Raw genomic sequence first — 12,252 nt, forward strand, 5'->3', positions numbered from 1 at the left:
GGTGGCGGTCCGGGCGCGGTGCACGGCGGGACCGTTCGCGCCGGGCAGAGCCGCGATCACGTGCGGTGACGAGGCGCTCGCCGGGACGCCGTCACGTGCCCGGTACGCGGCGTACGGTTCCGGAGGGGCGGCTGCACCACGCGGGCCCCGCGCCCCGGTGCGCTCGCCCCGCCGTGCCCCGGGGCACGGGCTCGCCGGGGCTTCGAGGGCGGCCGCCAGGGGCCGGGGCCGTCAGCGTACGAGGGAAGCGGCCTCCCGCACGGTCAGGTCGTGGCCCTCGGCGTGGGCGCGGGCGTACGCCTCGTGGTCGAGGACGGCGCGCAGTTCCGCCTCTGCGCGCAGCCGGATCTCCTGCGCCGCGTCGGCGGAGAACTGGCGGAAGCCCGTCACACCGGGGCCGTCGGCGTGCCGGTCGTACGCGCCGAGCAGCCGTGCCCCGTCCCCGGGGTCGCCCTGCCGGGCCATGGCCCAGGCGGCGGTGGGGAACTGGCCGAGGAGCAGGCGCGGTGCGACCAGGTAGGCCAGCGTCTCCATCCGGCGCACGGCCGTGGCGAGGCGTTCCCGGGCGCGCGCGTGGTCGCCGTCGAGGCAGTCGAGCCAGCCCCGGAGCCCCAGCAGCATGCCGGTGAGCAGGTCCGCCGTGCCGGACGGCAACCCGGCCTCGATGGCGTCCAGTTGCCGCCGGGCGAGGGGGACCCGCCCGGTGCGGCCGTAGTGCTGGGCGAGCAGCAGGCGGGCGGTGCTCACCGCCTCGACGGCGGGCTCCGCCGTGTCCTCGGCCGCCTCCCGGAGCATGCGCTCGGCGGTCTCGTGCTCCTCCGGTCCGGCGTCGTCCCGCAGCCGCAGGTGGGCCAGCTTCGCGCGGAAGACGGGGGCCATGCCACGCGCGCCGGTCCGCTCCGCCGCCTCAGCGGCCCGTTCGAAGGCCAGGGCGGCCGCGGCGTACCCGCCTTCCCGCTCGTGGTGCTCGCCGCGGGCGCAGTGCGCCTCCGCGATGCCCCACGGGTCGCCGGCCGCCTCGAAGCGGGCGAGGGCCTCCTCGGCGTCGCCGCCACCGTCCGGCATCACCTTGGCGCGCAGGAGCAGGGCGAAACCGAGGTCCGCGTCGGAGCCGTACGCCCGGGCGCACGCCACCTGGGCGTCCATCGCCCCGGCCAGGCCGGTGAACTCGCCCAGCAGCAGCCGGGCGAAGAACCACATCGTGCCGGGCTGGCGGCTGTTCTGCGGCATCCCGGGCCGGTAGGCGTCGGCGACGGCCCTGAGGTAGGCCCGGTTCCCGGGCTTCTCCAGTGTGGCGGCGCCCTGGCTGCCGTCCGAGGCCAGCACCATCAGCCGTACTCCGCGCCGGGCCTCCCACAGCTGCTCCTCGGGCCAGGGCGGCGGCTGGTCGGTGCACCGCGGGTGCAACGGCGCGGCGCGGCGCACCTCGTGCCCCGGGTCCGGCACGAACGGGTCGGGGCCGAGGGCGGCGACCTCCGCCGACCAGGTGCGGGCGTCCCCGAGGTGACCGCGCAGCTGCCAGAACCAGTTGAGGGACAGCACCATGCACAGTCCCTGCTGCTCCTCGCCCAGGTCGACGGCGGTCCGCAGGGCCGCGCGGATGTTCTCGTGCTCGGTGTCGAGCGTCTCCAGCCACGCGGTCTGGAGCGGGCCGTGCAGCCGGTGGGCGGCGGCGCGGACGAACTCGCGTACGGCGACGAGGTGGCGGCGAACGGTGGTCTCCCGCTCCCCCGCCTCGGTGAGCCGTTCGGCTGCGTACTCGGCGACCGTCTCCAGGAGCCGGTACCGCATGCCGTCGCCGGCCGGCGAGGGCGCGGCGACGACGAGGGACTTGTCGACCAGGGAGGTGAGGTGGGCCAGGGTGTCCGGCTCGGCGCACACCTCCTCGGCCTGCGCGAGGGAGCAACCGCCGGCGAACACCCCGAGCCGCCGCAGGACCGCCCGCTCGGGGGCGTCGAGCAGGTCCCAGGACCAGTCGACGACCGCGCGGAGGGTCTGCTGCCGGGGCAGGGCGGTGCGGCTGCCCCGGTCGAGGAGCCGGAACCGGTCGTCGAGCCGGTCGGCGATCTGGCGCGGCGTCAGGGCGCGCAGCCGCGCGGCGGCCAGTTCGAGGGCGAGCGGCAGGCCGTCGAGGCGGCGGCAGATCTCGGCGCAGGCCGCCGGGTCGTCGTCGGTGCGGAAGCCGGGGCGGGCGGCCGCTCCCCGGTCCGCGAGCAGCCGGAGCGCCGCGTCCTGGCGCAACGGTTCCACGGGGCGTACGGCTTCGCCGGGGACGCCCAGCGGTTCGCGGCTGGTGGCGAGGACGGTGACGCCGGGGCAGCGCGCGAGCAGGGCGTCGGCGAGGACGGCCGCCGCGCCGACGAGGTGCTCGCAGTTGTCGAGGACGATCAGGAGGCGGCGCCGGGCGCAGTGGTCGAGCAGCTGGGCGAGCGGGTCCCGGGCGCGGGGCTCGGTGCCCCAGCGCAGTGGTTCGCGCACGCCCAGGGCGTTCAGCACGGCCTCGGGGACGTCGTTCGCGTCGTGTACGGGGGCGAGTTCGGCGATCCAGGTACCGTCGGGCCAGGCGTCGACGGCCTCCTTCACCGCCTCGGCCACCTCCAGCGCCAGGCGGGTCTTGCCGACGCCGCCGGGTCCGAGCAGGGTGACCAGCCGCCGCTCGCGCAGCTCCTCGGCGTGGGCGGCCAGTTCGGCCGTACGCCCGACGAAGGAGGTGAGCCTGGCCGGCAGGTTGCCGGGTGGGCGGGCCGCGCGGGGGCGTGCCGGGACGGGGTCGCCCGCGAGGAGTTCGGCGTGCAGGGCCTGCAGGTCCGGGCCCGGGTCGGTGCCGAGGCGGGCGGCGAGCCGGGCCCGGACCTCTTCGTACGCCGCGAGTGCCTCGGCGGGGCGGCCGGCGGACCGCAGCGCCCTGATGTGCAGCGCGGCCAGCGGCTCGTCCAGGGGCTGCTCGGCGACCAGTCCGGCGAGGCCCGCCAGGGCCGCCCCGGCGCGGCCGAGCGCGACCTCGGCGGCCAGCCGGTCGCGGCGCGCCTCGGTGCGGCGCCGCTCGGCCCGCACCACGAGGGGGTCGCCGTCCCGGTCGGGCAGGTCGGCCAGGGCGGGCCCGCGCCAGAGCCGCAGCGCCCCGTCGAGCAGCCGGGCGGCGGCCCGCGGGTCCCCGGCGCGCAGCGCGGCGGCGCCGTCGGCGGCGAGCCGCTCGAAGCGGAACAGGTCGATGTCCCGCGGGTCGGCGTCCAGCCGGTACCCGCCCGGGGAGGACACGACCGCGGCGCGCCCCAGTGCCCGGCGCAGCCGCCCGACGAGGGCCTGCAGCGCGGCCGGGCCGTCCGCCGGCGGGGCGCCGGCCCACACGTGCTCGACCAGGTGCCCCACCGGGACGGCCCGCCCGCCCGCCGCGGCGAGCGCGGTGAGCAGCGCCCGCAACCGCGCCCCGGCGACCGGGGCCTCGGATCCGTCGGCGCGCAGCGCCCGGGTGGCGCCGAGCACCCCGTAGTCGCACATGCCCACGTCCCGTACCCCCGGCGCACTCACCGCCGCGCCGTCCGCCGGACCCGCCACCGGACCCGCCACCGCCCCGTCGTCCGCCGGGCCGTCCGCCGGGGCACCTGCCTTCGCACCGTCTGTCACCGGCTCATTGTCACCCCGCGGCGAGGCGTCCGAGGCGGCGACGGTCGACGGCCGGCGCACGGTGGCCGCGTACCCGCGGCCGGGTGCCCGTCGTGACGTGGACCCGGCGGCGCGCGCGTGGTGGGGTACGCGCCGCCGGAAGCCCGCCGTCCCGCCCGTCAGTAGTACGTGATGTCGGACGCGGTGTACCGGCAGTACGTGCCGTCGGGGCCGCTGCCCGTCTGGACCGGCTCCGCACCGGTGTTGTTGCCGGTGTAGCGCACACACGGTTTGATCTTCTTGCTGCTGTCGCCGTGGATGCGGATGTTGCGGAGGGTGGCGGTGTCGCCGTAGTTGGTGTTGATGCCGGCGATGCTGCCGCCGGGCGCGGTCACGTCGACGTCGTCGACGACGATGGTGCGCTTGTACTGGGTGGAGCAGTTGCCGCAGGAGCGGACCAGCTTGCCGAAGTCGGCCACCTGGAAGCCGGTGATGGCCAGCCTCCCCGCTCCGTTGAACTGGAAGACCTTGTCGGACGCCTTCCTCGCGCCGCCGCCGGTGACCGTGTACACGGCGCTCGACGACTTGCCCTTGAAGGTGGCGGCGTCCTCGCCGACGTCCTCCCACCAGACGTTCTGCAGGGTGCAGCTGCCGAGGCAGTGGACGCCGTCGGCGGCCGGGGAGCCGAGGACGACGTTCTTCAGGACGGCGCCGTCCGCCAGGGTGAACAGCGGGGCCTGTCCCTCGTCCTGTCCGCCGCTGCCGAGGTCACCGGTGCCGTAGTGGCGCTTCATCCCGCCGTCGTACGGGGTGGAGGCGGGGACCGCGATGGTCGCCGGGACCGCCTTGCTGCCGCTGGGGGTCGGCCAGGCGGCCGCGGCGGAGGCGGTGGGGAGGGTGAGGCCGGAAGTGAGTGCGGCGCCGGTCAGGGCGACCGCGCCGGTGAGGGCGGCAAGGGTTCGGCGGCCGGTACGCCTGGGGATGCGCCGTGCGGCGGCTCGTTGGCTCATGTCCCGTTTCCTTCGTGTGGGGTGCGACCTTGTGCGTGCTGGTCGCCGCCGCCTCCGGAAGGGTTGCCGCCGGCCGGGGAGCGCTCGCGGTCACGGGGCGAAGCCGCCGCGTACCGAGGTGCGTTCACCGCCGTCCTCGGTGGCCGTGACGGTGTAGTGGTCGGCGCGGGCCGAGCGGGCGCCCTCGGCGTGGTTGTACTGGCCGGCGAAGACGTGCCGGCCCGCCGGAGCGGTGCGGCCGGGTTTGAGGGTCCAGGTGTAGTGCAGGGAGCCGTCCTCGTCCTCGCGCACGGACACGGTGAAGTCCTCGGCCGGCAGGGTGCGCCAGTGGCCGGTGCTCGCGACGCCGCCGGTTTGGGCGACCCGCAGGTCGACGGTGAGGGTGGTGAGGGGTCTCGGGGCCGTCAGCGTGATGTTGCCCTGCGCCCAGAAGCGGTTGCTGTGCGGGTCGACGGCCCCGCTCACCCGCAGCGGGGCACGGGCGGGGGCGGCGACACCGCGGTCCGGGCGGTCGGGGCCCAGCACGGCGGTCGCGGTGTAGCCCCCGGCGGCCAGCACCGCGGCCACGGCGGCGGTGGCGCCCGCGACCCTGATCCAGGACGTGCGCCGCGCGGGACGGTGGGGGCGTCCGGCCGCGGCATGCGCCGCCATGCCGCGCTCGACGCGGGCGAGGATGCGGGCGCGGTCGGGCCGGTGGGCCTGCGCCGCCTCCCGCAGGCGCTGGTTCAGCTGGTCCATGTCTTCCCCACGAGGTGCGTCGCCGCCCGGTTGCCGAGCAGCCGTTCGAGCTGGGCCATGGCCTTGGACGTCTGGCTCTTCACCGTACCGACGGAGATCCCCAGCGCGAGGGCGGTGTCCCGTTCGGAGAGGTCGAAGGCGTGGCGCAGCACGACGCAGGCGCGCTTGCGGAACGGCAGCGTGCGCAGGGCGCCCTGGACGTCGACGACGGACGGTATGTCCGGGCCGTCGGTGTACGGGGAGTGCTGGGACCAGAACAGGGCGATGCGGCGGCGTTCCCGTACGGCGCTGCGGATGCGGCTGCGGGCGAGGTTGGCGACGACGCCGCGGGCGTAGGCGGCGGGGTGTTCGGCGGCGCGGACACGGTCCCAGCGGTGCCAGAGGGCGAGGAGGGCGTCGGCGGCGATGTCGTCGGCCGCGTCGGCCTCGCCGGTCAGCAGGTGCGCCAGGCGGGCCAGTTCGGCGTAGTGGCGCTCGAAGAAGTCGTGGAACTCCGTGGCGGCGTCATCGGCGGATGTCCCCACGGCGTCCCCTTTCCGCGCGGCGTTCCGCCGCGTATCCGATGTCGTTTGTCCGCACGGGCCCCGTCACGGTGCGAGGCGCGATCCTAGCAAGCGCTTGCCCGGGCATGTCAGCCCCCGAAGGCGACTCCCGCCGCGCCCTGTCCGGCGTCCGGGAGCACCAGCAGCGAGCCGGACAGCGGGTGGGGGCGCTCCAGGCCCGTGCGGGCGGTGGTGATGTAGAGGTCCCGCAGCTCCGGGCCGCCGAAGGCGCAGGCGGTGGGGCGGCGTACGGGCAGCTCGACGGTCCGGTCGAGGGTGCCGTCGGGGGTGTAGCGGCGGATGGCGGCGCCGTCCCAGAGGGCGACCCACACACAGCCGTCCGCGTCGACGGTGAGGCCGTCGGGGAAGCCCGCGCCCGGTTCGACGGTGGCCAACGGGCGCCGCTCGGTGACCTGTCGGCCGTCCTCGGACAGGCGGCAGACGTCGACGCGCCGGGTGGGGCTGTCGATGTAGTAGAGGAGGGCCCCGTCGGGGCTCCAGCCGGTGCCGTTGCTGACCGCGACGCCGGGGATGACGGGGGTGGCGCTCCCGTCGGTGGCGAACCGGGTGAGGGTGCCCCCGCCGGCCGCCTCGTCGTAGCGCATCGTGCCGGCCCACAGGGCCCCGTCGGGGGCGACGGCCGCGTCGTTGCCGCGCCGGCCGGGGACGGGGTCGTGGACCAGCCAGCGGAAGGTGGTGCCGCCCTCGCCGTACAGCCCGACGCCGTCCCGCAGGTTGGCCACCAGTCCGCCGCCGGCCCGCGGCTTGGCCGCGCCGACGTGCTGCGCGGTGGCCATGACGGTGCGGCGGCCGGTCGCCGGATGGTAGGTGTGCACGCGGGAGCCGAGGATGTCGACCCAGACCAGCCGCCGGGTGGCCGGGTCCCAGGTGGGGCCCTCGCCGAGCTCGGCGTACTCCCGTACGGCGACCTCGACGCGCGTCACCGGGCGGCGCCCCGGTGACCGAGGCTGACGGAGAGGTCGTCGGCGCCCTTGACGGCCAGCTCGGCGAGCTCGGCCTCGCGCTGTTCGGTCCACCGGATCATGGGGACGGAGATGGACAGGGCGGCGACGACCCGGCCGGCGCCGTCGCGCACGGGGGCGGCGACGCAGCTGACGTCCGGGTTGGACTCGCGGTGCTCGGTGGCGACGCCCCGCTCGCGGATGGCGGTGAGCTCGGCGCGCAGCGCGTCGGGGTCGGTCAGGCTGTCCGCCGTCATCGCGACCAGGTCGCGCCCGTCGATGCGGGCGTCCAGTTCGTGCTGCGGCAGGGAGGCGAGGAGCATCTTGCCGACGGACGTGCAGTGCGCCGGGAGCCGGCGTCCGGCGGCCGACACCATGCGGACCGCGTGGGTGGAGTCGACCTTGGCGATGTAGATGACGTCGGTGTCCTCCAGGATGGCCACGTGGACGGTCTCGTCGCAGGTCTCCGCGACCTCGCGGGCCACCCGCTGCCCCTCGGCGGCCAGGTCGAGCTGTTCGGCGTACCGGCTGCCGAGCTGGTAGGTGCGTACGCCCAGCCGGTAGCGTCCGGGCTGCTCGGGGAGCGGCACCAGGTAGGAGCGGGCGGCGAGGGTGGTGAGCAGCTCGTGGACGGTGGTGCGGGGCAGCTGGAGCCTGCGGGTGACCTCCGGCGCGGAGAGGGTGCCGTCGCCCTCCAGGAACAGTTCCAGGATGTCGAGCGCCCTGGTCACAGCGGGGACAAGACGTCCCATGCCGTCCACCCACCCCTTCGTTCGAAACTTCGACCTTTGATCGGTATGACGAACACAGGCTAACCGCAGGCGACTTCGCCGGGCAATGGGCCGGGCGGGAAACCTGTTCGAGGCGAAGCCGCGCGAACCATTGACACCTCCCGGACGGCTGATTACGGTCTCGCCAAGATTTCGAACGTGTGACGAAATATCGAACGACCTCGAGAGGGCAACTGCCGTGCGCATCACGGGAATCAGCACTCATGTCGTCGGGACCCCCTGGCGCAATCTGACCTATGTGCTCGTCCACACCGACGAAGGGCTCACCGGTGTCGGTGAGACGCGCATGCTGGGACACACCGACGCGCTGGTCGGCTACCTCAAGGAGGCCGAGGCCAACCACATCGCGGGCTCCGACCCGTTCGCGGTGGAGGACCTCGTACGCCGGATGAAGTACGGCGACTACGGCCGGGCCGGCGAGATCGTCATGTCGGGCATCGCGGTCGTCGAGATGGCGTGCTGGGACATCAAGGGCAAGGCGCTGGGGGTGCCCGTCTGGCAACTGCTCGGCGGCAAGGTGACCGACAAGGTCAAGGCGTACGCCAACGGCTGGTACACCACCGAGCGGACCCCGGAGGCCTACCACCGGGCGGCCAAGGGGGTCATGGCGCGCGGCTACCGGGCGCTGAAGATCGACCCGTTCGGGACCGGCCACTTCGAACTGGACGCGGAGCAGACCAGGTACGCGGTGTCGCTGATCGAGGCCGTGCGGGACGCGATCGGGCCGGACGCGGAACTGATGCTGGAGATGCACGGGCGCTTCAGCCCGGCGACGGCCGTGCGGCTGGCGAGGGAGCTGGCACCGTTCGCGCCGGCCTGGCTCGAGGAGCCGGTGCCGCCGGAGAACCTGAAGGCGCTGGCGAAGGTCGCCGAGAAGGTGGACCTCCCGGTGGCCACCGGGGAGCGCATCCACGACCGGATCGAGTTCCGGGAGCTGTTCGAGTCCCAGGCGGCCGACATCATCCAGCCGGACCTGGGGCACATCGGCGGCATCCTGGAGACCCGCAAGCTGGCGGCCACCGCGGAGACGCACTACATGCTGGTCGCCCCGCACAACGTGGGCGGCTCGGTGCTCACCGCGGCCTCGCTCCAACTGGCGGCCTGCACGCCCAACTTCAAGATCCTGGAGCACTTCAACGACTTCGCCGACGCGGAGATCAAGAAGGTGGTCAAAGGCGCCCCGCAGGTCGATCCGGCCACCGGGTGCTTCGAGGTGTCGCACGCCCCCGGTCTCGGCGTCGAACTCGACGTGGACGCGGCGGCGGAGTTCCCGCAGCAGCGGGCCCGGTTCGACCTGTGGGCCGAGGGCTGGGAGAAGAGGGCGCCGAAGTGAGCCGTCCCGGCAGCGGCGCGTCCGGCACCCGGTCCAGCCGCGCGGTGCTCGTCGAGCGCCCCGGCGCGCACCGGCTCGTCGAGCGGGAGGTGCCAGCCCCGGGGCCCGGGGAGGTCCTGGTGCGGGTCGCGGCGGCCGGGATCTGCATGAGCGACCGCGAGGTGTACGACGGGCACCGGGACCCCGGGTACGTCCGGTACCCGGTCGTCCCCGGCCACGAGTGGGCCGGGACGGTCGAGGCGGTCGGCGAGGGCGTGGACCCGGCGCTCACCGGCCGGAAGACGGTCGCGGAGGGGTTCCGGGCGTGCGGGGCGTGCGAGCGCTGCCGGTGCGGCGAGACGAGCCTGTGCGCGGGCGGGTACGCGGAGACGGGCTTCACCGAGCCGGGTGCCTTCGCCGACCACGTCACCGTCCCGGCGCGCCTGCTGCACCTCCTGGACGACGACGCCGACCTGAGGGCCGCGGCCCTGCTGGAGCCCGCCGCCGTGATCGCGGCGGCGGTACGGGTGGGACGGCCGCGCCCCGGTGAGCGGGTCGCGGTGGTGGGGGCGGGGACGCTGGGGCTGCTGGCCGTGCAGTTGCTGGCCGCCTCGTCCCCGGCCGAGCTGACGGTGGTCGACCCGAGGGCGGCGCGCGGCGACCAGGCGCTGCGGTGCGGCGCGAGCCGGTCGCTGGACCCGGCGGGGGCGGCCGGGCTGGAGGGCCGGTTCGACCTGGTGGTCGAGACGGCGGGGGCGCCCACCACGGCGGCGTCGTCGTGCCGGCTGGCGCGCCGCGGCGGCCGGGTGGTGCTGACCGGGATGTTCACGCCCGGTGCGGCCGGCATCGACCCCGTACACCTGTCGCTGAGCCAGCTGGAGATCCGCAGCGTCTTCGGTGCCCCCTCGTCGGCCTGGTCGGACGCGGTGCGGGCCTTCGGGCTCGGGCTGCTCGACCCGGCGCCGCTGATCACGCACGAGTACCCGCTGGAGCGGTTCGCGGAGGCGGTCGCCCTGGTGGGCGGCGGCGGCCCGAAGACCGGGAAGGTGCTGCTGCGGCCCTGAGGCCCGCCCGCCGCGCCTTCCCGCAAACCGTACGGCGGTACGGGGCGCTGCCCGCCCCCGTACCGCCGTACACCCACCGTCACGAACGACGTCCGCAATACCGAACATCCGAGGAGCCCTGTGACCGCCCCGTCCGCACCAGCACCAGCGCCCCGCCGCCCCGGCGCCGAGGCCCTGGCCGCCATCGGCCATCCGGCGCCCGTCGCCGACCCCGCCGACACCTCGCCGCACGCCTTCCCCGACGGCGGGACCTGGCGCACCGAGATCCCGTCCGTGGAGGGACCCGAGGCGCTGGCCGTCGTCCTCGAGGAGAGCGCCCGCCTCGACGTGCCGGTCCACCGGATCAGCCAGGGCAGCGGCGTGTGGATGCTCACCGACGCCGAGATCACCGAGATGGTGAAGTCCTGCGCGGAACGCGACATCGAGCTGTGCCTGTTCACCGGCCCGCGCGGCACCTGGGACATCGGTGCCGGGACCCGCACCGACTCGGGCGGCGCCGGGCTGCGCGCCCGCGGCCACGACGCGCTCGCCGGCTGTGTGGAGGACGCCTGCCGCGCCGCGGCGCTGGGCGTGCGCTGCCTGCTCGTCGCCGACGAGGGAGTGCTGTGGACGCTGCACCGGCTGCGTGCGGCCGGACACCTGCCCGCCGACACCACGTTCAAGCTGTCCGCGCTCACCGGGCCGGTCAACCCGGCCTCGTTCGCCGTGTACGAGCGGCTCGGCGCCGACTCCGTCAACGTGCCCTCCGACCTGACGCTGGACCACCTCACCGAGATCCGGCTCGCCGCCCGCGCGCCGATGGACATGTACGTCGAGGCGCCCGACGACCTCGGCGGGTACGTCCGCATGTACGAGGTGGCCGAGCTGATCCGGCGCGGCGCCCCGCTGTACCTGAAGTTCGGCCTGAGCCGCTCCCCCGGCATCTACCCGTACGGCGCGCAGCTGCGCGACACCGCGCTCGCCACCGCCCGGGAGCGCGTCCGCCGGGGCCGGCTCGTCCTCGACCTGCTGGCCCGGCACGGCGCGGACGGCGGGATGTCCCCGCTCGGCTCGCGCCTGCCGGGGGAGCTCCCTCGCTTCCCCGTCCCGGCCACCGCTCCGGAAGGCGACTGATCCATGCGCATCTCCCGCAGAACCGCGGTGGCGGCCTCGCTCGCCGCGCTGCTCACCGTCTCGCTCACCGCCTGCGGCCAGGAGGCCAGGGGCGGCAGCCGCTACGAGCCCGCGGGCGGCAAGGGCGGCACCATCGGCCTCGCCATGCCGACCAAGGCCTCGGAGCGCTGGATAGCCGACGGCGAGAACATGGCGGAACAGTTCCGCAAGGCGGGGTACGACACCGACCTCCAGTACGGCGACGACAAGGTCGAGAACCAGATCGCCCAGATCGAGAACATGATCACCAAGGGGCGCAAGCTGCTGGTGGTCGCCGCGATCGACGGCTCCGCCCTCACCGAGGTGCTCCGGCGGGCGGAGGACGCGGGCATCCCGGTGATCTCCTACGACCGCCTCATCATGGGCACCGAACACGTCGACTACTACGCGTCGTTCGACAACGAGCGGGTCGGCGAGCTCCAGGCGACGTACATCGTCGACGCGCTGAAGCTGGGGCCGGCGACCGCGGGGGGGGCCGCCCCGCACCATCGAGCTGTTCGCGGGCTCCCCCGACGACAACAACACGAAGTACTTCTGGAACGGCGCCATGAAGGTGCTCCAGCCGTATCTCGCGAGCGGCCGGCTCGTGGTGCGCAGCAAGCAGACCCGGATGAGCCAGGCGACCACACTGCGCTGGGACGGCGGCACCGCGCAGAAGCGGATGGACGACCTCATCAGCAAGAACTACGGCGAGGAGCGCGTCGACGCGGTCCTCTCGCCCTACGACGGGATCTCCATCGGCATCATCTCGGCCCTCAAGAGCGCCGGTTACGGCACGAAGAGCCGGCCGCTGCCGGTGGTCACCGGGCAGGACGCCGAGCTGGCGTCGGTGAAGTCGATCATCCGCGGCGAGCAGACGCAGACCGTCTTCAAGGACACGCGCAAGCTGGCCGCGCAGGCGGTGCGGATGGGCGACGCCGTACTCAACGGCAAGAAGCCCCAGGTCAACAACACCACCGACTACAACAACGGCAAGAGGACGGTGCCGTCGTTCCTGCTGGACCCGGTGAGCGTCGACAAGTCCAACACCCGGCTCCTCGTCGACGAGGGCTACTTCACCGCCGGGCAGCTCAAGTGA

General features: G+C 74.9%; 9 protein-coding genes and 1 pseudogene. 4 read left to right on the top strand and 6 right to left on the bottom strand.

From position 1 onward, the window contains the following. Positions 1 to 231: 231 nt before the first annotated feature. The 6 genes from AC07DW_RS12485 to AC07DW_RS12510 all read right to left on the bottom strand — a co-directional run bounded on the left by AC07DW_RS12485 (position 232) and on the right by AC07DW_RS12510 (position 7,607). Positions 232 to 3,498: an ATP-binding protein gene (locus tag AC07DW_RS12485; RefSeq protein WP_478857707.1), complete on the bottom strand. Its 3,267-nt coding sequence runs from the start codon at positions 3,496 to 3,498 to the stop codon at positions 232 to 234. A 284-nt stretch (positions 3,499 to 3,782) separates the two neighbouring features. Then, positions 3,783 to 4,613 carry a pectate lyase gene (locus AC07DW_RS12490; RefSeq protein ID WP_478857614.1) on the bottom strand — a complete coding sequence of 277 codons (831 nt, stop codon included), beginning with the start codon at positions 4,611 to 4,613 and terminating at the stop codon, positions 3,783 to 3,785. A gap of 90 nt (positions 4,614 to 4,703) precedes the next feature. Next, positions 4,704 to 5,351, bottom strand: coding sequence for a hypothetical protein (locus AC07DW_RS12495; RefSeq protein ID WP_478857615.1), 648 nt, complete (start codon positions 5,349 to 5,351; stop codon positions 4,704 to 4,706). Continuing rightward, complete coding sequence (locus AC07DW_RS12500) at positions 5,339 to 5,875, bottom strand: SigE family RNA polymerase sigma factor (protein ID WP_478857616.1); 537 nt, start codon at positions 5,873 to 5,875, stop codon at positions 5,339 to 5,341. The genes AC07DW_RS12495 and AC07DW_RS12500 overlap by 13 nt, the downstream gene beginning before the upstream one ends. Positions 5,876 to 5,982: 107 nt before the next feature. Next, positions 5,983 to 6,837, bottom strand: a complete 855-nt coding sequence (locus AC07DW_RS12505; protein ID WP_478857617.1) for an SMP-30/gluconolactonase/LRE family protein — start codon at positions 6,835 to 6,837, stop codon at positions 5,983 to 5,985. Further along, positions 6,834 to 7,607 (bottom strand): IclR family transcriptional regulator, encoded by a 774-nt coding sequence (locus AC07DW_RS12510; protein ID WP_478857618.1) that lies wholly within the window; start codon positions 7,605 to 7,607, stop codon positions 6,834 to 6,836. The genes AC07DW_RS12505 and AC07DW_RS12510 overlap by 4 nt, the downstream gene beginning before the upstream one ends. A 217-nt stretch (positions 7,608 to 7,824) precedes the next feature. Here AC07DW_RS12510 and AC07DW_RS12515 point away from each other — a divergent pair, with 217 nt between their 5' ends. From AC07DW_RS12515 to chvE, 4 genes and pseudogenes are all read left to right on the top strand, one after another. Next, complete coding sequence (locus AC07DW_RS12515) at positions 7,825 to 8,979, top strand: mandelate racemase/muconate lactonizing enzyme family protein (RefSeq protein WP_478857619.1); 1,155 nt, start codon at positions 7,825 to 7,827, stop codon at positions 8,977 to 8,979. Further along, on the top strand, positions 8,976 to 10,022 hold the full coding sequence (locus AC07DW_RS12520) for a zinc-dependent alcohol dehydrogenase (protein ID WP_478857620.1): 1,047 nt from the start codon (positions 8,976 to 8,978) through the stop codon (positions 10,020 to 10,022). Before AC07DW_RS12515 ends, AC07DW_RS12520 begins: the two co-directional genes overlap by 4 nt. A 120-nt stretch (positions 10,023 to 10,142) precedes the next feature. Then, complete coding sequence (locus tag AC07DW_RS12525; RefSeq protein WP_478857621.1) at positions 10,143 to 11,135, top strand: hypothetical protein; 993 nt, start codon at positions 10,143 to 10,145, stop codon at positions 11,133 to 11,135. Positions 11,136 to 11,138: 3 nt separating this feature from the next. Next, positions 11,139 to 12,252, top strand: a pseudogene (gene chvE / locus AC07DW_RS12530) (multiple monosaccharide ABC transporter substrate-binding protein).

The organism is Streptomyces sp. NPDC045701 (assembly GCF_056432045.1).

Excerpts from the sequence above, each read along its gene's own strand:
- AC07DW_RS12485 (WP_478857707.1), bottom strand. The coding sequence starts at position 3,498 with ATGTGCGACTACGGGGTGCTCGGCGCCACCCGGGCGCTGCGCGCCGAC.
- AC07DW_RS12490 (WP_478857614.1), bottom strand. The coding sequence starts at position 4,613 with ATGAGCCAACGAGCCGCCGCACGGCGCATCCCCAGGCGTACCGGCCGC.
- AC07DW_RS12495 (WP_478857615.1), bottom strand. The coding sequence starts at position 5,351 with ATGGACCAGCTGAACCAGCGCCTGCGGGAGGCGGCGCAGGCCCACCGG.
- AC07DW_RS12510 (WP_478857618.1), bottom strand. The coding sequence starts at position 7,607 with ATGGGACGTCTTGTCCCCGCTGTGACCAGGGCGCTCGACATCCTGGAA.